The sequence below is a fragment of the Stutzerimonas sp. KH-1 genome, from assembly GCF_054483855.1.
In genome coordinates this window covers 1,859,946-1,880,579 of sequence record NZ_CM137011.1, presented here as the reverse complement: position 1 = coordinate 1,880,579, position 20,634 = coordinate 1,859,946, and the positions used below count along the sequence as shown (strand labels likewise).

24 protein-coding genes are annotated in these 20,634 nt (G+C 62.0%); 13 read left to right on the top strand and 11 right to left on the bottom strand.

Annotated elements, in window-relative coordinates:
• Nucleotide 1: 1 nt before the first annotated feature.
• From ACX1DW_RS08965 to ACX1DW_RS08955, 3 genes are all read right to left on the bottom strand, one after another.
• Complete coding sequence (locus ACX1DW_RS08965) at nucleotides 2-1,168, bottom strand: baeRF3 domain-containing protein (RefSeq protein WP_270052810.1); 1,167 nt, start codon at nucleotides 1,166-1,168, stop codon at nucleotides 2-4.
• A gap of 75 nt (nucleotides 1,169-1,243) precedes the next feature.
• A complete protein-coding gene (locus ACX1DW_RS08960) occupies nucleotides 1,244-1,558 on the bottom strand; it encodes an HPF/RaiA family ribosome-associated protein (RefSeq protein WP_102840862.1) in 315 nt (104 codons plus the stop codon).
• A 136-nt stretch (nucleotides 1,559-1,694) separates the two neighbouring features.
• Entirely contained in the window at nucleotides 1,695-2,594 is a 900-nt protein-coding gene (locus ACX1DW_RS08955; protein WP_458993253.1) for a LysR substrate-binding domain-containing protein, read from the bottom strand.
• A 165-nt stretch (nucleotides 2,595-2,759) separates the two neighbouring features.
• Between ACX1DW_RS08955 and ACX1DW_RS08950 the strand changes: the two genes are divergently transcribed.
• Nucleotides 2,760-3,875, top strand: a complete 1,116-nt coding sequence (locus ACX1DW_RS08950) for an S-(hydroxymethyl)glutathione dehydrogenase/class III alcohol dehydrogenase (RefSeq protein WP_041771927.1) — start codon at nucleotides 2,760-2,762, stop codon at nucleotides 3,873-3,875.
• A gap of 85 nt (nucleotides 3,876-3,960) precedes the next feature.
• Entirely contained in the window at nucleotides 3,961-4,806 is an 846-nt protein-coding gene (gene fghA, locus ACX1DW_RS08945; protein ID WP_458993252.1) for an S-formylglutathione hydrolase, read from the top strand.
• A 239-nt stretch (nucleotides 4,807-5,045) separates the two neighbouring features.
• Here fghA and ACX1DW_RS08940 read toward each other — a convergent pair whose 3' ends face one another.
• Nucleotides 5,046-6,095 (bottom strand): alkene reductase, encoded by a 1,050-nt coding sequence (locus tag ACX1DW_RS08940; RefSeq protein WP_208217912.1) that lies wholly within the window; start codon nucleotides 6,093-6,095, stop codon nucleotides 5,046-5,048.
• Between the two features lie 37 nt (nucleotides 6,096-6,132).
• The gene (locus ACX1DW_RS08935; protein ID WP_063543830.1) at nucleotides 6,133-6,435 is read right to left on the bottom strand and encodes an ArsR/SmtB family transcription factor; all 303 of its coding nucleotides are present in this window, start codon (nucleotides 6,433-6,435) and stop codon (nucleotides 6,133-6,135) included.
• 181 nt (nucleotides 6,436-6,616) lie between these two features.
• Between ACX1DW_RS08935 and ispF the strand changes: the two genes are divergently transcribed.
• The 8 genes from ispF to ACX1DW_RS08895 all read left to right on the top strand — a co-directional run bounded on the left by ispF (nucleotide 6,617) and on the right by ACX1DW_RS08895 (nucleotide 13,137).
• Complete coding sequence (gene ispF, locus ACX1DW_RS08930; RefSeq protein ID WP_063543832.1) at nucleotides 6,617-7,090, top strand: 2-C-methyl-D-erythritol 2,4-cyclodiphosphate synthase; 474 nt, start codon at nucleotides 6,617-6,619, stop codon at nucleotides 7,088-7,090.
• Nucleotides 7,087-8,127, top strand: coding sequence for a tRNA pseudouridine(13) synthase TruD (gene truD / locus ACX1DW_RS08925; RefSeq protein WP_125868518.1), 1,041 nt, complete (start codon nucleotides 7,087-7,089; stop codon nucleotides 8,125-8,127). Before ispF ends, truD begins: the two co-directional genes overlap by 4 nt.
• Nucleotides 8,127-8,876 carry a 5'/3'-nucleotidase SurE gene (gene surE, locus ACX1DW_RS08920; protein ID WP_063543836.1) on the top strand — a complete coding sequence of 250 codons (750 nt, stop codon included), beginning with the start codon at nucleotides 8,127-8,129 and terminating at the stop codon, nucleotides 8,874-8,876. The genes truD and surE overlap by 1 nt, the downstream gene beginning before the upstream one ends.
• 38 nt (nucleotides 8,877-8,914) lie before the next feature.
• Nucleotides 8,915-9,550 (top strand): protein-L-isoaspartate(D-aspartate) O-methyltransferase, encoded by a 636-nt coding sequence (locus ACX1DW_RS08915; protein ID WP_063544007.1) that lies wholly within the window; start codon nucleotides 8,915-8,917, stop codon nucleotides 9,548-9,550.
• 19 nt (nucleotides 9,551-9,569) lie between these two features.
• Nucleotides 9,570-10,505 carry a polyprenyl-phosphate transporter gene (locus tag ACX1DW_RS08910; protein ID WP_458993251.1) on the top strand — a complete coding sequence of 312 codons (936 nt, stop codon included), beginning with the start codon at nucleotides 9,570-9,572 and terminating at the stop codon, nucleotides 10,503-10,505.
• Between the two features lie 67 nt (nucleotides 10,506-10,572).
• Nucleotides 10,573-11,379 carry a peptidoglycan DD-metalloendopeptidase family protein gene (locus ACX1DW_RS08905; protein ID WP_133455890.1) on the top strand — a complete coding sequence of 269 codons (807 nt, stop codon included), beginning with the start codon at nucleotides 10,573-10,575 and terminating at the stop codon, nucleotides 11,377-11,379.
• A 98-nt stretch (nucleotides 11,380-11,477) separates the two neighbouring features.
• Nucleotides 11,478-12,473, top strand: a complete 996-nt coding sequence (rpoS, locus tag ACX1DW_RS08900) for an RNA polymerase sigma factor RpoS (protein WP_063543840.1) — start codon at nucleotides 11,478-11,480, stop codon at nucleotides 12,471-12,473.
• Between the two features lie 526 nt (nucleotides 12,474-12,999).
• On the top strand, nucleotides 13,000-13,137 hold the full coding sequence (locus ACX1DW_RS08895) for a hypothetical protein (RefSeq protein ID WP_166082484.1): 138 nt from the start codon (nucleotides 13,000-13,002) through the stop codon (nucleotides 13,135-13,137).
• Nucleotides 13,138-13,153: 16 nt separating this feature from the next.
• Here the strand turns inward: ACX1DW_RS08895 and ACX1DW_RS08890 are convergent, their stop codons facing one another.
• Nucleotides 13,154-13,990 (bottom strand): GNAT family N-acetyltransferase, encoded by an 837-nt coding sequence (locus ACX1DW_RS08890; protein WP_133455889.1) that lies wholly within the window; start codon nucleotides 13,988-13,990, stop codon nucleotides 13,154-13,156.
• 154 nt (nucleotides 13,991-14,144) lie between these two features.
• Here ACX1DW_RS08890 and ACX1DW_RS08885 point away from each other — a divergent pair, with 154 nt between their 5' ends.
• Nucleotides 14,145-16,082: a sodium:solute symporter family protein gene (locus tag ACX1DW_RS08885; protein WP_458993250.1), complete on the top strand. Its 1,938-nt coding sequence runs from the start codon at nucleotides 14,145-14,147 to the stop codon at nucleotides 16,080-16,082.
• Nucleotides 16,083-16,301: 219 nt separating this feature from the next.
• Complete coding sequence (locus ACX1DW_RS08880) at nucleotides 16,302-16,817, top strand: hypothetical protein (RefSeq protein WP_102840870.1); 516 nt, start codon at nucleotides 16,302-16,304, stop codon at nucleotides 16,815-16,817.
• Between the two features lie 77 nt (nucleotides 16,818-16,894).
• Here ACX1DW_RS08880 and ACX1DW_RS08875 read toward each other — a convergent pair whose 3' ends face one another.
• The 3 genes from ACX1DW_RS08875 to ACX1DW_RS08865 form a co-directional block, all read right to left on the bottom strand.
• On the bottom strand, nucleotides 16,895-17,686 hold the full coding sequence (locus ACX1DW_RS08875; protein ID WP_063543846.1) for an SIR2 family protein: 792 nt from the start codon (nucleotides 17,684-17,686) through the stop codon (nucleotides 16,895-16,897).
• Between the two features lie 5 nt (nucleotides 17,687-17,691).
• Complete coding sequence (locus ACX1DW_RS08870; RefSeq protein WP_063543848.1) at nucleotides 17,692-18,240, bottom strand: non-canonical purine NTP pyrophosphatase; 549 nt, start codon at nucleotides 18,238-18,240, stop codon at nucleotides 17,692-17,694.
• Between the two features lie 176 nt (nucleotides 18,241-18,416).
• Nucleotides 18,417-18,857, bottom strand: a complete 441-nt coding sequence (locus ACX1DW_RS08865) for a group II truncated hemoglobin (RefSeq protein WP_458993249.1) — start codon at nucleotides 18,855-18,857, stop codon at nucleotides 18,417-18,419.
• 133 nt (nucleotides 18,858-18,990) lie between these two features.
• Here ACX1DW_RS08865 and ACX1DW_RS08860 point away from each other — a divergent pair, with 133 nt between their 5' ends.
• Nucleotides 18,991-19,422 carry a universal stress protein gene (locus ACX1DW_RS08860; protein ID WP_014596319.1) on the top strand — a complete coding sequence of 144 codons (432 nt, stop codon included), beginning with the start codon at nucleotides 18,991-18,993 and terminating at the stop codon, nucleotides 19,420-19,422.
• Nucleotides 19,423-19,445: 23 nt separating this feature from the next.
• On the opposite strand, the gene ACX1DW_RS08855 is transcribed toward ACX1DW_RS08860, so the two are convergent.
• Together ACX1DW_RS08855 and ACX1DW_RS08850 are read right to left on the bottom strand one after the other, a co-directional pair.
• Entirely contained in the window at nucleotides 19,446-19,790 is a 345-nt protein-coding gene (locus ACX1DW_RS08855; protein WP_011912744.1) for a YajD family HNH nuclease, read from the bottom strand.
• A 98-nt stretch (nucleotides 19,791-19,888) separates the two neighbouring features.
• On the bottom strand, nucleotides 19,889-20,587 hold the full coding sequence (locus ACX1DW_RS08850) for a YebC/PmpR family DNA-binding transcriptional regulator (RefSeq protein ID WP_011912745.1): 699 nt from the start codon (nucleotides 20,585-20,587) through the stop codon (nucleotides 19,889-19,891).
• Between the last annotated feature and the right edge of the window lie 47 nt (nucleotides 20,588-20,634).

The window sequence follows — 20,634 nt, the reverse complement described above, 5'->3', positions numbered from 1 at the left end:
GTTAGAAGCGGTAGATTGCCGCTGCTCCGGTGCCGGTCGGCATCCGCTCGGTCGGCACCACGACGACTTCACCGCCTTGCTCAAGCGTCCAGATGGTCAGCTCGTCCAGCACGTCGGGCGTGTTCGCAGCCTCGGCGCTGGCCGAAACAGCGCTTCCCTCGTTCTTGTCGACCCGTCCGGGGATCTGCCGCTCTGCTTCGACCAACAGCGTGGCAACCCGACCCTGGCGGGTCGCCTGACCGATGTCTTCGAGCTGGTCCGAGGCGAGGCCCTGACCATGGGAGGCGCCGAACTGATTCAGCAAGCCTTCCAACCGCTTCAGATAGCGCGGCTGCATCACCATCCAGCTCTTGTCCCGCAGTTCGTCGACGCCCAAGGCGCGCTGCCCGTTCTCGATGCCTTCCGGTAGCAGGTACTCGTTGTGACTGATGCGGCGGAAGTGTGGCTGTTGTTCCGGCAGCGCCGCGAGGATCAGCGGCAGGCCGGACGGCCGGGAGTGGTGTTCGGTGATTGCGCGATCGACCTCGCGGAAATAGCGGTCACGGTCGCGGTCGATCTCCGCCTGTTTGCCGCTGCCGCCAGCCTCGACCTGCATCGGATCGCCCCGTTCGCTGGCGCGACTGTAGCCCTGGGGGAAGCCGCTCTGACCTTTCTCGGTCAGATCGCTACCGAGTGCATCGGCCAGCGTTCTGGGCACCGCTTCATGCAGCGGCACCTCATCCAGAGCATCCCGGTTGCCCTCGAACAGGCGCACCGAGTCGCGTGACAGGCAGAGAATCTGGTAGCGATCGGCCGATTGTGCAATGCGCACCAGCGGCTTGAGATGCATGCGGTCGTTGGCGACAGCCATCTCTGGCACGCTGCGCTGCAGCCGATAGACCTGGAAATAGTCCTTTGCGCCGAACGCCGCTAGGCCATCGAGGCTGTGGTTCCAGAAATCGTTGTCATCGATCAGCGCGTAGAAGGGCTTGAGCAGGCTTTGCACCTGGTCGGCATGGCCCTGCTGTCTGAGCGAATCCTCCAGTTGCTTGACCAGCTGCTTGAAGCGGATCGGGTCCTGCTGGCGCTCCGGAAAACTGCGATGCGTTTGCTGGTACAGCGAAAGGCAGGGGCCGTCCCGGTGTTTCAGCAGTTGGGTCAGGGTTTCACGATCGAGCAGTCGATTCATGCGTGGCCTCCAGTGGTGTGGTTCGGTCCCTCGCAGAAGTGACGATGGCGCGTTCAATGGCCATCGGTGGCCAGGTCAGTGGCGGTTGAACTTGTCCAGGGCGTGGCTGAGGGCGTGATTGAGCTTTTCCGCTGCCCCGTTGATAGCCAATTCCAATGTCTCGGCCTTGTGGGTCGCTGAGAGGGGTTCATGGCCCTTGACCCGCGCCTCCATCTGGCAGCGCTTGTCGTGCGGCCCACTCTTGTTGCTGTTCTCGTCGTTCAGATGCACTTCGATTCGGGTCAGATGGTCATCGAAGCGTTCCAGTTCGGTCTCGACCGTCGCCTTGACCCGTTCTTCGAGGTCGGCGGTAACGCTGATGCTGTGGTTACTGTTCACCAGAACCTGCATGGTCTCCTCCTGATTTGCAGCGCTGCGCGCGTTAGGCGCTGGCGGCGCCAAGCGTCGCAGCTACACAACGTACGACGTGGCGGGCAGGGGCGGGTTCCACCTCGATGCCGACCTCGGACGCGCGGTCCAACGGCGCTCAGCTCGCGCTTTCGGCATATTCGGAACGCCGGGCGAGACCGTCCTTGAGTGCTTCGATCAACAGGCGCACCTTCGGCAACAGGTAACGTCGCTGCGGGTAGACAGCCCAGACCGCGGTGTCTGGCGGCTGGTTGTGTTCCAGCAGCGAGACCAGCTCACCGTCGCGCAACGGCTTCTGCACGTAGTAGTCCGGCAGCTGGCAAAGACCGAAGCCGCGCAGGGCGGCGTCGAGCACCGCTTCGCCACTGTTGCAGCGCCAGTTGCCGCTGGGCTTGAAATGCTGCTCGCGCCCATCGACCTGGAATACCCAGGTGTCGCTCGTGCCGATCAAACAGTTGTGCCGGGCCAACTCGGAGAGCGTGTGCGGGCGGCCATAGCGCTCCAGGTAGCCCGGCGCGGCGCACAGGTACATGGCGCGTGGCGCGATGCGCGTCGCGACCAGGCGTGACTCGCCGAGTCTGCCCAAGCGAATGGCCAGGTCGTAGCCTTCCTGGACCAGATCCAGGGTGCGGTTGGATAGCTCGATATCGACACGCAGCTGTGGATGACGCGCCATGAACTCGTTCACCAGCGGCACGATGAAGCGCTCGCCGTAGGCGACTGCGGCGGTCATGCGCAGCAGGCCGGTCGGCGCGCTGTGCAAGTCGCTGATGGCGAGGAAGGCATCGTCACGCTCCTCGATCAATCGCTGGCAGCGTGCAAAAAATGTATGGCCGGCCTCGGTCAGCGACACGCGGCGAGTGGTGCGGTAGAGCAGGCGGGCCTGCAGGCGCTCTTCCAGACGAGCAATCTGGCGGCTGACGTGCGAGGTAGAAATACGCAGTCGCTCGGCGGCGCGCATGAAACTGCCGCACTCGACCACGGCGACGAACTCATCGAGGCCTTCCCAGCGATTCATGTTGGCTCCGCAAAATGGGTACAGCAGTGAAACAGATACGAATCCTAGCCTGATGTTTGCTGATTGTCCCTGTACCGCAACAATGTTTCCTTGGACGCCGGTCAATCCCCACGGAGTCGTGAATTACACTCTCTGTTTTTCCTGCATCAGTCGAGAGTGATGTTCATGACCATCAAATCGCGCGCCGCCGTTGCCTTCGGCCCCAACCAGCCCCTGCAGATCGTTGAAGTGGATGTCGCCCCGCCCAAGGCTGGCGAGGTCCTGATCCGTATCGTCGCCACCGGTGTTTGCCATACCGACGCCTACACCCTCTCCGGAGAGGATTCGGAAGGCGTATTCCCCTGCATCCTCGGGCATGAGGGTGGCGGCATCGTCGAGGCGGTGGGCGAGGGCGTCACCTCGGTGGCGGTCGGCGATCACGTGATTCCGCTCTATACCGCCGAATGCCGCGAGTGCAAGTTCTGTAAGTCGGGCAAGACCAACCTGTGCAGCTCCGTGCGCGCCACCCAGGGCAAGGGCCTGATGCCCGATGGCACCACGCGCTTCAGCTACAACGGTGAGCCGATCTACCACTACATGGGCTGCTCGACCTTCTCCGAGTACACCGTGCTGCCGGAAGTCTCGGTGGCCAAGATTCCCAAGGAAGCTCCGCTGGAAAAGGTCTGCCTGCTCGGTTGCGGGGTGACCACCGGGATCGGTGCCGTGCTGAACACCGCTAAGGTGGAAGAGGGCGCCACCGTGGCGATCTTCGGCCTGGGTGGCATCGGTCTGGCGGCGATCATTGGTGCGAAGATGGCCAAGGCCAGCCGGATCATTGCCATCGACATCAACCCGGGCAAGTTCGCTATTGCCGAAGAGCTGGGCGCCACTGACTTCGTCAATCCGAAAGACCACGACAAGCCGATCCAGGAAGTAATCGTCGAGATGACCGATGGCGGCGTCGACTATTCCTTCGAATGCGTCGGCAACGTGCAGCTGATGCGCGCGGCGCTGGAGTGCTGCCACAAGGGCTGGGGCGAGTCGACCATCATCGGCGTAGCCGGCGCGGGCCAGGAAATCAGCACGCGTCCGTTCCAGCTGGTCACCGGGCGCGTATGGCGCGGTTCGGCGTTCGGCGGCGTGAAGGGGCGTACCGAGCTGCCGAGCTATGTGGAAAAGGCGCAGAGCGGCGAGATTCCGCTGGACACCTTCATCACCCACAACCTGCCGCTGGAGCAGATCAACGAAGCGTTCGACCTGATGCACGAAGGCAAGAGCATCCGTACCGTCATCCACTTCTGACCCCAGGGTGGGCAATGCCGTTCGGCGGCTTGTCCACCTCGACCGGTGGAGGCCTGCGCGGTTTCCACCTTGCGCGAGGCCGCTCATGACCCTTGAAATCGTTTCCAGCAACAAGAGCTTCGGTGGCTGGCACAAGCGCTACCGCCACCGCTCCAACGCCCTGAACTGCGACATGGTATTCGCCGTATATCTGCCGCCACAGGCAGAACAGGGCGAGAAGCTGCCGGTGCTGTACTGGCTGTCCGGCCTGACCTGCACCGAAGAGAACTTCATGCAGAAGGCCGGGGCGCTGCGGCTTGCTGCCGAGCTCGGCCTGATCATTGTCGCGCCGGACACCAGCCCGCGCGGCCCAGGCGTGCCGGATGACGCCGATGGCGCCTGGGATTTCGGCCTGGGCGCGGGCTTCTATCTCAATGCGACGCAAGAGCCCTGGGCCCAGCACTACCGGATGTACGACTACGTCGTCGAGGAACTGCCGGCACTGGTCGAGGCCAACTTCCCGGTCTCCGACCGCCGCGGCATCAGCGGGCACTCCATGGGCGGACACGGGGCGCTCATCTGCGCGCTGAAAAATCCTGGCCGCTATCGCTCGGTATCGGCCTTTGCGCCGATCAGCAACCCGATCAACTGTCCCTGGGGTGAAAAGGCCTTCGGCCGCTATCTCGGCGAGGATCGTTCGCGCTGGCGGGAGTGGGATGCCTGCGCGCTGATCGCCGAGGCCCGCGAGCGCTTGCCGCTTCTGGTCGACCAGGGTGATCGCGATGATTTCATGGACGGCCAGCTCAAGCCGCAGGCGCTGCGCGCCGCTGCGGATTCGGCCGGTCACCCGCTGACCCTGCGCATCCAGCCGGGCTACGACCACAGCTACTACTTCATCGCCAGCTTCATCGACGATCACCTGCGCCATCATGCCGAAGCACTGAGCGCGTAGGGTGGATGACGGCACAGCCTCATCCACGCGGCTGTTTCGGTCGGCACCGGGGTGTTTTGCATGACCCTGCTCGCGTGGAAAGCGCTTCGCGGTTTTCCACCCTACGAGGCCGCACAGCGCGCGCTGAAGGCGTAGGACGTTGGCCGCGCAGCCTCTTGCGCACGTCTACTGCCAGGGACGGCAGGACATAAAAAAGGCCCGAGCGGACATGCCGCTCGGGCCTTTCCATCGCCAGGAGCTTAGAGCGACGGATAATCGGTATAGCCAGCCGGGCCCTGGGCGTAGAACAGCTCGGGTTTCGGCTCGTTCAGCGGTGCGTCCTGACGCAGACGCTCGACCAGATCCGGATTGGCGATGTACGGAATACCGAAGGCCACCGCATCGGCCTTGCCTTCCGCCAGCCAGGCGTTGGCCTGTTCCTTGGTGAAGCGTTCGTTGGCGATGTAGACGCCGCCGAAGAGCTGCTTGAGCTGCGGGCCGAGGCTGTCTTCACCGGCCTTCTCGCGGGTGCAGATGAAGGCGATGCCGCGCTTGCCCAGCTCGCGGGCTACGTAGCCGAAGGTCTCGGCACGGTTGGAATCGCCCATGTCGTGGGCGTCGGCGCGCGGTGCCAGGTGCACACCGACGCGCCCCGCGCCCCACACCGAGATCGCTGCGTCAGTCACTTCGAGCATCAACCGTGCACGATTCTCCAGCGAGCCACCGTAGGCATCGGTGCGCTTGTTGGTGCTGTCCTGCAGGAACTGGTCGAGCAGGTAACCATTGGCGCCATGGATTTCGACACCGTCGAAACCGGCTTCCTTCGCATTCTCGGCACCCTTGCGGTAGGCCTCGATGATGCCGGGGATCTCGTTGATCTCAAGGGCGCGAGGCGTTTCGTAATCCTTCATCGGGCGGACCAGACTGACGTGCCCGGCGGGCTTGATGGCGCTGGGCGCGACCGGCAGCTGGCCGTCGAGGTAGATCGGGTCGGAGATGCGGCCGACATGCCAGAGCTGCAGGACGATCTTGCTGCCCTTGGCATGCACGGCATCGGTGACCTTCTTCCAGCCCTGAACCTGCTCGGCCGACCAGATGCCCGGAGTGTCCGGATAGCCCACACCCATCGGCGTGACCGAGGTGGCTTCGCTGATGATCAGGCCAGCGTCGGCGCGCTGGGCGTAGTACTCGGCGATCAGGTCGCCTGGCACGCGGCCGGGCTCGGCTCGGCAGCGGGTCAGCGGCGCCATGATGATGCGATTGTTCAGTTCCAGGTCGCCGATCTTGATCGGGTCGAAGAGTGTGGGCATAGCGATACCGCTCCTGTTCAGGTGGTGGTTCGTAAGTTCAGAGTTCCTGGCCGATGCGCTCGATGAAGGTCTGGATCAGGGCATCGTTGCGCTTGAAAAAATGCCACTGGCCGACCTTCTGGCTGGTCACCAATCCGGCTTTCTGCAGGGTCGCCAGGTGGGCCGATACGGTTGACTGCGACAGGCCGGCGCGCTGATCGATCTGACCGGCACACACGCCGTTCTCTAACGAATGGTGCTGCTCGGCGAAATAGCGTTGCGGCTCCTTGAGCCAGCGCAGGATGTCGCGGCGCAGCGGATGGGCGAGGGCCTTGATGATGTCGTCGAAGTCGTCCGGCATGGTCTTCAGCTGCCTATATCGGTTTGAGGCGAACTATATATCGGTGTTTGACGATACAAGATCGATTCGGCTGATGGTGGTTATCGGCGGCGTCGATGTACGGGCGCGCCGCGGCGATCCGCTCAGGGACATCCGCCTCCTGTAGAATCGCCGCCTCGAGTTATTCCAGGGTGTTTGATCTATGCGTATCGGCCACGGTTACGACGTGCACCGCTTCGGCGAAGGCGACCACATCACGCTTGGCGGCGTGCGGATTCCACACCGGTTCGGGCTGCTCGCCCATTCCGACGGCGACGTACTGCTGCATGCCCTGAGTGACGCGCTGCTCGGTGCCGCAGCGCTGGGTGATATCGGCAAGCATTTCCCGGACACCGACCCGCAATTCAAGGGCGCCGACAGCCGCGTGCTGCTACGCCATGTGCTGGCGCAGGTGCAGGCCAAGGGCTACATGGTCGGCAATGTCGACGCGACGATCGTCGCCCAGGCCCCGAAGATGGCGCCGCACATCGAAAGCATGCGTGCGCTGATCGCCGCAGACCTGCAGGTGGAGCTGGATCAGGTCAACGTCAAGGCCACCACCACCGAGAAGCTCGGCTTCACCGGGCGCGAGGAGGGGATCGCCGTTCACGCGGTTGCCTTGCTGGTCCGCGCATGACCGAAGATCAGCTGCTCGGGCCGCGTGCCCATGGCGAGCCTTGCGGCAGTGCGGTGCTGAAAGCGGTCGCCGAGGATTTTCAGGTCGATGAGGTGCTCGATATCCCGCTGTCCGGCGAGGGTGAACACCTCTGGTTGTGGGTTGAAAAGCGCAATCTGAACACCGAGGAAGCCGCCAAACGTATCGCCCGCGCCGCTGGCGTGGCGCTGAAGATGATCAGCTATGCGGGCCTGAAGGACCGCCAGGCGCTGACCCGGCAGTGGTTCAGCCTGCATCTGCCGGGCAAGGCCGACCCCGATCTGAGCGCCGCCGAAGACGGCAGCCTGCGGCTGCTCCAGTGCGTTCGTCATCAGCGCAAGTTGCAGCGCGGCGCGCATTCGGCCAATGGGTTTCGTCTGCGTCTGACCGAGCTGCATGCCGATCATACGCAGCTCGACGCGCGGCTGGAGCGGATCAAGCTGCAGGGGGTGCCGAACTACTTCGGCCTGCAGCGTTTCGGCTATGAAGGTGGCAACCTCCACGGGGCGCGCCACTTCGCGGCGAAAGGAGAGCTGCCGGAGCAGCGCAACATGCGTTCGCGCCTGCTTTCGGCTGGCCGCAGTTACCTGTTCAACCGTGTGCTCGCCGAACGGGTTGCTGATGGCAGCTGGGATCAGGCACGAGTGGGCGATCTGCTGGCATTCACCGACAGTCGCAGCTTTTTCCCCGCCGGGCCGGACGAGTGCGCAGACCCGCGCCTGAGGATTCTGGATCTGCATCCGACCGGCCCTTTATGGGGCGTTGGGGGGTCGCCAGCAGGTGACGAAATACAGGCACTGGAAGACGCCGTCGCTACAAATGAATCGGCTGTCGCCAATTGGTTGGCGCAGGCAGGGATGAAGCACGAACGGCGCATTCTCCGCCTCCCCATCAGCGGTTTGTCGTGGCATTATCCCGGGCCTGACATTCTGCAACTGGAATTCGTCCTGCCGACCGGATGCTTCGCCACCGCCGTGGTGCGTGAGCTGGTCAGCCTGGCAGGGCAGACGGACATCTGATGCGTATTCTGATCGCCAACGACGACGGGGTGTATGCACCCGGGCTCGCCGCGCTTTATGACGCGCTGGGCGGCTATGCCGAGTGCAAGGTGGTTGCCCCGATCCAGGACATGAGCGGCGCCAGCAGCGCGCTTACCCTGGACCGCCCGCTTCATCCCGTGACCATGCCCAACGGCTTTATCGGCCTGAATGGCTCGCCCACCGATTGCGTTCACCTTGGCCTCAACGGATTGCTCGAGGAAACGCCGGACATGGTGGTCTCGGGTATCAATCTCGGTGCCAATCTGGGCGATGACGTGCTTTATTCAGGAACGGTTGCCGCGGCCATCGAAGGGCGCTTCACCGGTCGGCCGGCTTTCGCCTTCTCGCTGGTCTCCCGTTTGCCGGACAACCTGCCAACCGCTGCCTACATCGCTCGGGCTCTGGTGGAGAAGCACGACCAGCTGGAGCTTCCGCCGCGCACCGTCCTCAGTGTCAACGTGCCCAATCTGCCGCTGGACCATATCCGCGGCATCCAGCTGACGCGTCTGGGCCATCGCAGCAGGGCCAAACCGCCGGTCAAGCAGGCCAATCCGCGTGGCAAGGAAGGCTACTGGATTTCCGTGGCCGGTGATGTCGAAGATGGCGGTCCGGGCACCGATTTCCATGCAGTCATGCAGGGTTATGTCTCCATAACCCCGCTGCAGCTTGATCGAACCTTCCGTGAGGCCTTCCACGGTCTCGAGAGCTGGCTGGAGAACGTGCTGTGATACACCGCGGACAAGACAGCCTGCTGCACGGCTCGGGGATGACCTCACAGCGCACACGTGACCGTCTGATTCAGCGGCTCTACGAAGAAGGGCTGTCCAACGCCCATGTGCTCGAAGTGATCCGCCGTACCCCTCGTCATCTGTTCGTCGACGAGGCGCTGGCACACCGTGCCTACGAAGACACCGCGTTGCCGATAGGCCATAACCAGACGATTTCCCAGCCGTTCATGGTCGCCCGGATGAGCGAACTCCTGCTGGCCGACGGTCCGCTGGACAAGGTACTGGAGATCGGCACCGGCTCCGGCTACCAGACCGCGGTGTTGGCTCAGCTGGTCGAGCGGGTGTTTTCGGTGGAGCGCATCCAGGCGCTGCAGGACCGGGCCAAGGAACGACTGGTCGAACTCAAGCTGCGCAATGTGGTCTTTCGCTGGGGCGATGGTTGGGAGGGCTGGCCTGCACTGGCGCCTTACAACGGCATCATCGTCACCGCGGCGGCAACCGATGTGCCGCAGGCCTTGCTTGATCAGCTGGCGCCCGGCGGGCGTCTGGTGATTCCGGTGGGTGCCGGCGAGGTCCAGCAACTCATGCTGATCATTCGAGAGGAAAACGGCTTTTCGCGCCATCTTCTGGATACCGTACGTTTCGTGCCGCTGCTCAATGGACCCGTGATTTGATCATTCAGCGGAAGGAAGCATGAAAAACGCTTTTTTGTTGTACGCCAAAGGCATGGCGATGGGGGCTGCGGACGTGGTGCCCGGTGTCTCGGGCGGTACCGTGGCGTTCATCACCGGTATCTATGATGAGTTGCTGCGCTCCATCAGCGCCGTGCCATATGCGGTCGGCCCGTTGTTGCGGGGGCGTTTCGCCGAGGCCTGGAAAACCGCCAATGCAAGCTTCCTGCTGGTGCTGTTCGCCGGCATCCTGACCAGCATTCTCAGCCTGGCCAGGCTGATTACCTATCTTCTGGAAGAGCATCAGATTCCCGTCTGGTCCTTCTTCTTCGGCCTCATCCTGGTTTCTGTCCATCTGGTGGGCAAGGAAATTCAGCGCCGCAACCTGTCGCGTCTGGTGAGCTTCTGCCTGGGTATCGGTTTTGCCTACTGGATTACCGTAGCTGCGCCGGTGCAGTGGGGCAGCAGCAGCCTGAGCCTTTTCTTTGCTGGCGCGATTGCCATCTGCGCGATGATCCTGCCGGGCATTTCCGGCAGTTTCATCCTGGTGCTGCTGGGGCTGTACCCGGTGGTTCTGGGCGCGGTGAAGGGGTTCGATCTCGGTGTGATGGCGGTCTTCGCCGCGGGGTGCCTGGTAGGCTTGTTGAGCTTCGCCAAGTTCCTCAGTTGGCTGCTCAAGCGTTGGCGCGACCTGACCCTGGCGTTTCTGACCGGACTGATGCTCGGCTCGCTGAACAAGGTCTGGCCATGGAAGGAAACGCTGACCTGGCGCACCAATTCCAGTGGCGAGAACGTTCCGGTCCTGCAGCACAATCTGCTGCCTGGCGCCTATGGCGACCTGACCGGGCAGGACCCTCAGCTGCTGCTGGCCGTACTGTTGGCCGTGGGTGGTATCGTTCTGGTCCTGGGGCTCGAGTGGTTTGCCGGCCGGCGCCAGCCGATGACTGAAGGCGTCTGACGCACTTGTCTATGAAAGGGAGCGGGCATTGAGGCTCACAGCAGTACCGCGGTGGATGCGCGACCCCATGGTCCGTTCGATGCTCGGCGTTCTGGTGATAGCCGGAACGCTGGTCGGTTGTGCCTCATCGCCCCAGGGCGGCGGCGTTCAGGTCGTCGACCGCAACCAGCGTGACAAGGTCACCAGCGGCCAGTACATCGTGCGGCGCGGCGATACGCTCTGGTCCATCGCGTTCCGCTTCGGCTGGGACTGGCGTGAGCTGGCACGGGTGAACGGCATCCAGCCACCGCATGTTATCTATCCCGGACAAAAGATCCGCTTCAGTGGCAGCAGCGCTCGAGTAGCGGCCGCCGCGCCACGGCCCCAGCCAGCACCCAAGCCGGCGCCATCTTCCCCGGTGGTGGTCGCCAACCCGGTTCCCCGTCAGCCGGCGATCAGCACTCAGCCAAGCCCGCCATCCAATCCGCAGGCACGTACGCCAGTCACCCCTGTAGCCCGCTCGGCGAGCGGTTGGGCATGGCCGGCGAACGGCACGATCATCGGTCGTTTTTCCTCAAACGGTAGTTTGAATAAAGGAATTGATATCGCTGGGGAATTAGGACAGCCTGTTCTAGCTGCTTCTGATGGGACTGTTGTGTACGCCGGCAGTGGATTACGGGGTTACGGCGAACTTGTGATCATCAAGCACAGCGATACCTATGTAAGCGCCTACGGACACAACCGCAGGCTGCTGGTGCGGGAGGGCCAACAAGTCAAGGCTGGGCAAGGTATTGCCGAGATGGGATCGACGGGAACCGACCGGGTGAAGCTGCATTTCGAAATTCGTCGCCAGGGTAAACCCGTAGACCCGCTGCAATATCTGCCAAGACGTTGACCTGTCGCCTGCCTGTTCCAGCACTAGGTTAGGCTTGAGCGTAGCCAAGGACCCGCGTCGCTTGGGCCTGTTGTCGAACTCGGAACAGGACAAGAATAATGGCACTTAAAGACCAAGCGCTGGAGTTTGACGTCGACGATGCGGTTCTGCTCATGGAAACGCCCATCCACTTCGACCAGAAAGACAAAGTGACCAAGGCTGCCGGTGCAGGCAGACCCAAGGCCGCATCCAGCAAACAACACAAGTTCATCGATTACAACCGTGCGCTAGATGCGACCCAGTTGTACCTCAACGAAATCGGTTTCTCTCCCCTCCTGACGCCCGAAGAAGAAGTGCATTTCGCGCGTCTTGCGCAAAAAGGCGATCCGGCGGGGCGCAAGCGGATGATCGAGAGCAACCTGCGCCTGGTGGTCAAGATCGCCCGGCGCTACGTTAACCGCGGCCTTTCCCTGCTTGATCTGGTCGAGGAGGGCAATCTCGGGCTGATCCGTGCGGTGGAGAAATTCGATCCGGAGCGCGGCTTCCGTTTCTCGACCTACGCGACCTGGTGGATCCGGCAGACTATCGAGCGGGCCATCATGAACCAGACCCGGACGATTCGTCTGCCGATCCATGTGGTCAAGGAGCTGAACGTCTATCTGCGTGCAGCTCGCGAACTGACGCAGAAGCTCGATCACGAACCCAGCCCGGAAGAGATCGCCAACCTGCTCGAGAAGCCGGTCGGCGAGGTCAAGCGCATGCTCGGCCTCAATGAGCGGGTCACCTCGGTGGACGTCTCGCTCGGACCGGATACCGACAAGACATTGCTCGATACGCTGACCGACGATCGACCAACCGACCCATGCGAGCTGCTGCTGGATGACGATCTGTCGGCCAGTATCGATCAGTGGCTGTCGGATTTGTCCGAGAAGCAGCGCGAGGTCGTCATCCGTCGCTTCGGGTTGCGTGGACACGAGGCTTCGACGCTGGAGGAAGTCGGCCAGGAGATCGGCCTGACACGCGAGCGCGTGCGCCAGATCCAGGTCGAGGCGTTGCGCCGCCTGCGCGAGATTCTCGAGCGCAACGGGTTGTCCAGCGACGCGCTTTTCCAGTGAGCGCAACGCTGCGCCGGCCGGAGGCCCCGGTCGGCGCAGCGGCTTGTTCGTACGCTTGCCCAGAAGGTAATGGCTTCGTGCGATCGACTTAAGCCAATCGTCCTGAGTTTCCACTTCTTCGATATCGTTTGTAAGCATTCACTTACAAGCGATGTAAGCAAAGCCAACGTAGCAGCCTCGCTGAACCGCTACTCACTTGTGAGTATCTTGGTAAGTATTTGATTTTTAAGGGGTTTTAGTCGTTTGTTCGGCGCGGGATGCGGGCAATGTGGCGACCTGACGCAGTTGTCCTTGGCCCTGCGATCATTAATATCGCCCACGTGCTCAGGGATTAGCACGGCCTTCAGGATGAAGGTCAGGGATCATCGCAGGACGCGGTGCCATCAGGACGATGAGAAGGGATCAAGGGAACAGGGAAGGAGGCGGGCGGGATCGTATCCCGCCCCTTTTTTTGCCTTGAGAAAAGTGGACTGAACCGAGTTGCCTTCGCACGGCCTAAGGCTCAACAGCCATCACGGAGGTCAACATGAACGGTGATCAGCAGCATGACCAGTCGCCTGAGGACCGGGACGATGCAGCCCGGCGCCCCGACGAGGCGGACGAAGAGCAGCTCGACGAGGCCATCGAGGAAACCTTCCCGGCCAGCGATCCGATCTCTCCTTGAGCTGGCGCTCGGCAGATCATGCGCGCGCGGCTGCGCGCTCGAGCAAGGCCGGCAGAACCTGCGTCCGTAACAGTGGCGCAACGTCATCACGGTGGCAGGGTTCCAGATCCAGCCAGCCCATCTCTTCGATTTCTGCCTGAACGCTGACGGGGTGCGGAAGGCGTCCAACGAACACTTGCGCCTGGACCTGATGGTTCGGTTCGTTGGCTGCCGGCGCCCGGAATTGTCCTAGCGACTCAAGATCTCGATCTTCCAGGGAGAGCGCCAGCTCCTCGGCCAGCTCCCGCCTGAGCGTCTGCAAGGCGGTTTCGCCTGGCTCGGCCTTGCCGCCGGGCAACATGAAGAAGCGCGTACCGCGCTTGCGTACCACCAGCAACCGTCCGTGTTCGTCGAACAGGCAGGCAATTGCGATATTCAGGGTGGCGTCGGGCATGGCGTCTTCCTTCTGGCGATGAGTCAGAGCGATCAAGGTCTTGCTGCGGCGATAACGGGCAAGACGATCTTCCAGCATTTGCGGTAGCTGTACTGCCTCGCTGAAACCGAGCCGGGCATAAAACTCTTGCAGCTCCGGTTTACAGAACAGCCAGACCGGCCCCGAGACGCAACGCAGCGCCCGGCGCACCAGCCCCTGACCGATCCCGCGGCCGCGCTCGGCAGGGCTGACCAGTAGTCCGGTCAGAAAATGGCCATCGGCAACCGGCGTCAGGCAAAGGCCGGCGATGATCTCGCCACATCTGGCAACCCAGCAACTGGCTTCGGGGCGCACCCGGTTGCGGTTGTGGTGGGTTCGATAGAACTTGACCAGCAGAGGCTTCTGCGGCTGGGGTAAGCGCTGGTACTCAAGTACAGGCATGGACGTCCGGGGCGTTTTCGATCACGCCAGTCTAGCGCCTGCCACTTGTTCGCCAAAGCCTGTCCCGCTGGCATGCCGTTCATCCGCTCACTGCATCTTTTCCCAGGTCGTCGGGCTCTCACCCTTTAGGTACGCCAACGACAGGAATAACAAGATGTTGGACTTAGTGATCGTGCTCGCGTTTGTCTTCTATGGCCTGTCGGCGGGCATGCGCGCCCGCAGCAAGGCATCGCAGAGTCTGCATGAGTACTTTTTGGCCGGCCGAACCATCAAAGGCTGGCGCGCGGGTGTGTCGATGTCCGCGACGCAATTCGCAGCCGACACGCCGTTGCTGGTCAGCGGCCTGGTCGCCACCGCCGGTGTGTTTGCGCTTTGGCGGCTATGGATCTACGGTCTGGCCTTTCTGCTGCTGGCCTGGGTGTTTGCCTCTGGCTGGCGCCGTGCTGGCGTGTTGACCGATGCGGAGCTGACACGTGTGCGCTACAGCGGTCCAGCCGTGGTGCCGCTGCGGTTGTTCAAGGCGATCTACTACGGCACGGTAATCAACTGCGTGGTGCTGGCGATGGTACTGGTCGCCGCTATCCGTATCGCCGAGGTATTCCTGCCCTGGCACGAATGGCTGCCGGGCGGCACCTACGGGATGATTCAGAGCGCGGTTCAGGCAAGCGGCATCGAACTGGGCGAGAGCATCACGGACCTCGATCAGCTGACCACCAGTACCAACAACCTCATCTCGATTCTGCTCATTCTGGCATTCACCGCCATGTACTCGATCACCGGCGGCCTGCGCGCGGTGGTGCAGACCGACGTCATGCAGTTCAGTGTGGCGATGCTGGGCACGTTGGCCTACGCCTGGTTCGTGGTCGATGCCGCCGGCGGGCTAGGCGGCCTTACCGACCGTGTCGTCGAGCTGTACGGTAGCGAGCAGGCCAGCAAGATGCTGTCGTTCGCACCGCCCAGCAATGCTGGCGAGGCGCTTTTGCCGTTCCTGATGATCGTCGGTTTGCAGTGGCTGTTTCAGATGAACTCCGATGGCACCGGCTATCTGGCACAGCGCAGCATGGCCTGTCCGACCGACCGCGAAGCGCGCATCGCCGGGCTGGTGTTCACCTGGTTGCAGATCTTCCTGCGCAGCCTGTTCTGGCTGGCGATCGCCATCGGCCTGCTGGTGCTCTATCCGTTCAGCCCCGAAGACATGAGCGGGGACGGCTTCACTGCCGCTCGCGAGGCGCTGTTCGTCACCGGCATCGATGAGTTGCTGCCGCCGGGCTTCCGTGGCCTGATGCTGGTGGGGCTGCTGGCGGCGCTCGCCTCGACGGTGGACACGCATCTGAACTGGGGCGCCTCCTATTGGAGCAACGACGTCTACGGCGGCGTGGTTGCGCCGAAACTGCTCAAGCGCAAGCCGAAGGACAAGGAGCTGGTGCTGGTGGCGCGGCTGTCCAACGTGCTCATCCTGCTGATCGCGATGATCATCATGGCTAACCTCGGTTCGATCCAGACCGCCTGGTTCATCTCGCTGCTGTTTGGAGCCGGCATGGGCTCGGTGCTGGTGCTGCGCTGGTTATGGGAGCGGATCAACCTGTATTCCGAGCTGACGGCCATGGTGTTTTCGCTGATCACCGCGCCCCTGCTGCTGTACTTCCTCGGCACGGATCCGGAGCGCGAGTGGGTCCGTCTGAGCATCATGTCGCTCGTGACCTGCAGTGCGGCGGTTCTGGTGAGCTTCGTCACGCCTGCAACCGATACGCAAACCCTTGACCGCTTCTATCGGCGTGTTCGGCCCTTCGGGTTCTGGGGCAAAACCGCGGCGCGCTGTGGCTTTGATCGTAGGGAATCACTCAAGGCGCTGGGCGTCAGGTTGTTCGCCGTCGCGGTCACGGCACTGTCCGTATATACCCTGTTGGTCGGCATCGGGCGCTTGCTGTTTCCGGATCCCGAAGGCAGTGCTGTGCTGGCCTGGACGTGCGTAGTCGTCGGGCTTGCGTTGATGCCGGTATGGATATATCTGGCTTTCAGCCATTACTTCGACCGACAGTCTGACGAGCACTCGTCCGAAGTACATACGGAAGATGCGGATGTGGCGCGCTGAAGAGTCAAAGCCGTAATTGACCGTATTGGAATTGATGGCTTATTGATATTTGTTTAGGTCATAAATCGATAAGAATCATCCTGTTAAAGCACTTTCCTGTGATTTCTGATGAAATGCAGGTCATTCGTCGATTCTTTCGGCAACCATCCGGTTTACATGCTTGTCTCACCCCTACGCAGAGTTAATGCGTAATTGAAAACAAGCATAAGAGGTGCCGTCATGAATCGACTTTTCAAAACTTCCTTAATGGTTGTCGCAATGCTTCCGGCTATTGCCGGAGCGGCACCCATGACCGGCGACAAGGAAATCACGTTGGGTGGCGCAGGAAGCAGCGACAAAGACTTTGACGATACTGTGTTTTCCGTACAGGGAAGTTGGGGTCAGTATTTGAGCGAAGCGTCCCTGTGGGGTGTAAGGCAAACCGTCAATGCGCGCGATACCGAGGGTGAGAGCGTGAAGTTCGACGGTTCGACCCGGGTCTTCTATGACTATCACTTCGGTACCGGCAAGGCGCGACCTTTCATTGGTGCCAGCATCGGCGGTGTCTACGGTGATCGGGTGGACGAGACGTTCATGGCGGGGCCGGAAGTTGGCTTCAAGTATTGGGTGCAGGACAAGACCTTCATTACCGCCATGGCGGAATATCAGTTCCTGTTCAAGAGCGGCAGCGATGCGCAGGATCGATATGATGACGGCGTGTTCCTCTACAGTATCGGTATCGGCTTCAATTATTGATCGAAGCCTGCGCGGCGCCTCGACGGCGTCGCGCTAGTTGTTCTACCGTTGCCGTTTCGCTTGTTCTGTTTCTTGAGTTAGCTTTCTACCAACTGTTGCAGAAAGTTCCTGAGTGCAATGCCAGGTTCGTCATCCTCTGATGCGATCATGCGAATCCCCCATTGTCGCAACACTTCTTCCTGAACCGGGTTCGGCTTGTGCGAGAAGACATATGAAATAGGGCGAACGCCCAACGTTTCATGTTCGTTCCATATCTTCGACAGCTTGTGGAAAAGCAGGCGGATATTCGTATCCGACAGGCTGTAACCGATAAACAGGACAGCCTTGCTCAGCGTGTCTGCGCGCAGTTTTATATCCAATGGCGTTTCGAATTGCAGCCGTTGGTAATAGCTGGTCTCGTCGAGCACGATCGAGGCATCGTCATCGAAATCGCCATGGAACTTGACGATCTGCCGGACGCCATCACGCGCCTTGGTGAGGTCGCTGGCATTGGCGATCTTGATGTAGTCCACCGCGTAGGCGTCATGGGCATATTCCAGCCAGCGGTCGTAGTTGGTGGTGTAGATCGCCGGAAAACGGCCATGAACGATGAGCCGGTGGATCTCGGAGTCGCGGATCTCGATGTTGCGGTGCCACTCACGGTCCATCCAGCTGCGTAGCGGGCCGATGCTGCCTTTCTTGATCCGGTAGTACTCGGCCAGGGCGAGGAAATTGCCGTAGGTGTTGAAGACCTCCGGGTCGTAGTCGAGCTGCACGGCGATCTCGTCGATCAGCTCTTTCCATGGCGGCAGACCGATGTTGGCCGAGACGCCGGAGCCGACGAAGAGAATCAGCCGGTTGTTGCGGTAGGCATCACGCAGTTGGTCCATGTGCTTCAGGACTCCCGCAGAAAGGCAACGAAGGCATCCAGCGCCCGGCGGCGCATGGAAAGGCCGTTCTTCTGCGTGCCCAGCTGCGCGAACGTCTGGTTCTGACCTTCGGGGATGAACACGTCGTCCCACTCGAAGCCGCCATGACCGGCGGGCGACGGCGAGATGCGGCCCGGAACCACGCCTTCGAAGAAGTGCCGCTTGCGCCCATCGCAGTAGCCGATCAGGGTTCGCGCTTCGGCCGCTGGGTCCTCGAGCCTTCCGATCAGCTCGGAGAAGCGCTCGGCTTGCAGGCGATCCCAGAATATCTGGGTCAGGCCGCCGGGAAAGCCGTTGAGGCTGTTGATGAACAGCCCGGTATGTTCGACGAACACCGGCTTGCCGATCATCTTGAACGCCACCAGCAGCTTGTCGCTGACCAGCTGGTAAAGGTCCTCGGTGCGCAACTCCTCGATGCGGATCGGGAAGGGCTTCACCTCGATTCCACTGGGCTCGAGGATCTCGCGAACCTCGCGGATCTTCTGCTGATTGATGGACGCGAAGCGGATTTTCATCGAACGAGCCAGCTCCGGTTGCGCAGCGAACGGGTGTCGCGTTGGTCTACCCATGCTTGTATGACGCAAGGGGGAGGGCTCGGTTCTCCTCGGCGGCGGATTTCAGCCAAGAGGGTGCGCTCGGTTTGCGGCTCTTTGGCTTCATTGCCGCCGCGCGGCAGGCGTCGCCGATGTATTCAGCCGTGGCCCGTTTGGGCAGGGCAGGCGGCCTGCACTTGGCGGATACGCTCGGCCGGCACGCGCAGCTGGCGTAGCAGGTACTCGGAAAAGTCCGGGCTGTAGGGTTGCCTGGCGATCGCCTGCTCCATACAGAACAGCCAGGCATCGCGTTCGGCTTCGCCGACCGGCCAGCGGGTATGAAATTGCGGGATGCTGATGGCGCCATATTTCTCGGCGTAGCGTTTCGGCCCACCCAACCAGCCGCACAGAAAGCTGGCCAGTCGATCGGCGGCTTCGCTGACGTCCGCTGGGTACATCGCGCGGACGTTCGCGGCCTCGGGCGCTTCGTCCATCACCCGATAGAAATCGGCCACCAGCCGCTGCAGGCCGGCTTCGCCACCGGCTGCCTGGAACGAGGCGTCACCGACGCCGAAAACGGGACGTTGATCGGGATTCATAGTGCGCCTCTGGCTCGCAAACGGGGCGCGGGATGATGCGCGCTTGTGCCAGATCAAGACAAGTGCAAGCAGTGGCCACAACGCCGCGGTAGCTGGTCTAAGCTGAAAACCTACCCAACAGCGGAGACAGGAAATGCGCAGGCTTCTGGTTGCATACGATGGTTCGGACAACTCCAAGCGCGCCCTGCAGTATGTCGTCGATCTGGCCCGGGACACCGGGATGGCGCTGCAGGTCCACGTGGTCAATGTTCAACACGAGCCGATCATCTATGGCGAGTACGTCACCTCGGCCATGATCGATGAGCTCAACAACAGCCTGATGGCCAAGTCCCGTAGCGTGCTCGACGAGGCGGCGGCGATGCTGCAGGCCGGTGGGCTGACATGCGAGACCCACACCCAGCTGGGCAACGTGGCCGAACAGATCAACGATGCGGTCAAGCGGCTGGGCTGTGACACGGTCGTGATGGGCACTCGCGGCCTGGGCAGCTTCACCGGGCTGGTGCTGGGCTCGGTGGCGAGCCGGGTGATCCACGAGGTGTCGGTTCCGGTTCTGCTGGTCAAATAGAAGGAGGCATCCGGCCTGGCCGATCAGCCCTGCTTGCCCTTGAGCAGGTCGGCCAGGTTGGCGAAGGCCTTGAAGGTTTCCTTCGGGCCCAGATCACTGCCGGGCCGGGCTTCGGCCTGGTACTGGTTGTCGGTGTAGCGGGAATGCTCGTTGTCGTGACAGTAGAGGCAGAGCAGCTCCCAGTTGGAGCCGTCCTCGGGGTTGTTGTCGTGATTGTGGTCCTTGTGATGGACCGTCAGCTCGCTCAGGCGCTTGCCGGAAAACTCCCGAGCGCACCGCCCGCAGACCCAGGGATACATCTTCAGTGCCTTTTCCCGATAGCCCTGCTCGCGCTGGCTGTAGGGCGTGGTGGGTTTGTTGCTGCTCATGATGAGTACTCGCCGGCTGCTTGGGTTGGTCGGTGACATCCGGTCACGGCGTGGCCGCGAACCGAACGCCAACAGGGCCTAGTAAAGACGATGGGCCATCAGCCCGCCAAGCCGACATAGACGTTCTGCACGTCGTCATGGGCGTCGATGGCCTCGAGGAAGGCTTCGACCTCTTCCAGCTCGGCACCGGAAAGGCTGACCGGATTCTTCGGTCGATAGCCCAGCTGCGCCGATTGCACGGTGAAGCCGAATTCCGGCAAGGCCTTGCACACGGCATCGAGGTCGGTCGGCTCGGTAATGAACAGCGTGGCGCCATCGTCGGCAGCCTCGAAATCCTGAGCACCAGCCTCGATGGCGGCCATTTCCGGGTCGGCGTCGCCTGCGGGTGCGGCTTCGATCATGCCGACATGGTCGAAATCCCAGCTCACCGACCCGGAAGAGCCCAGCTGGCCCTTGCGAAACAGCACGCGGATCTCGGCAACGGTGCGGTTCACGTTGTCGGTCAGGCATTCGACGATCAGCGGCACCTGATGCGGAGCGAAGCCTTCGTAGAGGGTGCGCTCGTAGTTCACCACCTCGCCGGTCAGGCCGGCGCCTTTCTTGATGGCGCGCTCCAGGGTGTCCTTGGGCATAGAAGCCTTCTTGGCCTGCTCGACCACCAGACGCAGGCGCGGGTTCATGTCCGGGTCGGCACCGCTGCGGGCCGCGATCATGATTTCCTTCGACAGCTTGCCGAAGATCCTGCCCTTGGCGTTCGCCGCCGCTTCCTTATGCTTCGCTTTCCACTGTGCGCCCATGCTCGTACTCGTCTGATGTGAGGGAACCAGGCGCGAATTCTATAGCG

Coding starts and splice junctions, on each gene's coding strand:
- ACX1DW_RS08950 (WP_041771927.1), top strand. CDS start 2,760: ATGACCATCAAATCGCGCGCCGCCGTTGCCTTCGGCCCCAACCAGCCC.
- ACX1DW_RS08885 (WP_458993250.1), top strand. CDS start 14,145: ATGTTGGACTTAGTGATCGTGCTCGCGTTTGTCTTCTATGGCCTGTCG.
- ACX1DW_RS08865 (WP_458993249.1), bottom strand. CDS start 18,857: ATGAATCCCGATCAACGTCCCGTTTTCGGCGTCGGTGACGCCTCGTTC.
- ACX1DW_RS08875 (WP_063543846.1), bottom strand. CDS start 17,686: ATGGACCAACTGCGTGATGCCTACCGCAACAACCGGCTGATTCTCTTC.
- ACX1DW_RS08940 (WP_208217912.1), bottom strand. CDS start 6,095: ATGCCCACACTCTTCGACCCGATCAAGATCGGCGACCTGGAACTGAAC.
- ACX1DW_RS08960 (WP_102840862.1), bottom strand. CDS start 1,558: ATGCAGGTTCTGGTGAACAGTAACCACAGCATCAGCGTTACCGCCGAC.
- truD (WP_125868518.1), top strand. CDS start 7,087: ATGACCGAAGATCAGCTGCTCGGGCCGCGTGCCCATGGCGAGCCTTGC.
- fghA (WP_458993252.1), top strand. CDS start 3,961: ATGACCCTTGAAATCGTTTCCAGCAACAAGAGCTTCGGTGGCTGGCAC.
- ACX1DW_RS08915 (WP_063544007.1), top strand. CDS start 8,915: ATGACCTCACAGCGCACACGTGACCGTCTGATTCAGCGGCTCTACGAA.
- ACX1DW_RS08880 (WP_102840870.1), top strand. CDS start 16,302: ATGAATCGACTTTTCAAAACTTCCTTAATGGTTGTCGCAATGCTTCCG.
- ACX1DW_RS08855 (WP_011912744.1), bottom strand. CDS start 19,790: ATGAGCAGCAACAAACCCACCACGCCCTACAGCCAGCGCGAGCAGGGC.
- ispF (WP_063543832.1), top strand. CDS start 6,617: ATGCGTATCGGCCACGGTTACGACGTGCACCGCTTCGGCGAAGGCGAC.
- surE (WP_063543836.1), top strand. CDS start 8,127: ATGCGTATTCTGATCGCCAACGACGACGGGGTGTATGCACCCGGGCTC.
- ACX1DW_RS08965 (WP_270052810.1), bottom strand. CDS start 1,168: ATGAATCGACTGCTCGATCGTGAAACCCTGACCCAACTGCTGAAACAC.
- ACX1DW_RS08890 (WP_133455889.1), bottom strand. CDS start 13,990: ATGCCTGTACTTGAGTACCAGCGCTTACCCCAGCCGCAGAAGCCTCTG.
- ACX1DW_RS08905 (WP_133455890.1), top strand. CDS start 10,573: ATGGTCCGTTCGATGCTCGGCGTTCTGGTGATAGCCGGAACGCTGGTC.
- ACX1DW_RS08955 (WP_458993253.1), bottom strand. CDS start 2,594: ATGAATCGCTGGGAAGGCCTCGATGAGTTCGTCGCCGTGGTCGAGTGC.
- ACX1DW_RS08935 (WP_063543830.1), bottom strand. CDS start 6,435: ATGCCGGACGACTTCGACGACATCATCAAGGCCCTCGCCCATCCGCTG.
- ACX1DW_RS08910 (WP_458993251.1), top strand. CDS start 9,570: ATGAAAAACGCTTTTTTGTTGTACGCCAAAGGCATGGCGATGGGGGCT.
- ACX1DW_RS08895 (WP_166082484.1), top strand. CDS start 13,000: ATGAACGGTGATCAGCAGCATGACCAGTCGCCTGAGGACCGGGACGAT.
- rpoS (WP_063543840.1), top strand. CDS start 11,478: ATGGCACTTAAAGACCAAGCGCTGGAGTTTGACGTCGACGATGCGGTT.
- ACX1DW_RS08850 (WP_011912745.1), bottom strand. CDS start 20,587: ATGGGCGCACAGTGGAAAGCGAAGCATAAGGAAGCGGCGGCGAACGCC.
- ACX1DW_RS08860 (WP_014596319.1), top strand. CDS start 18,991: ATGCGCAGGCTTCTGGTTGCATACGATGGTTCGGACAACTCCAAGCGC.
- ACX1DW_RS08870 (WP_063543848.1), bottom strand. CDS start 18,240: ATGAAAATCCGCTTCGCGTCCATCAATCAGCAGAAGATCCGCGAGGTT.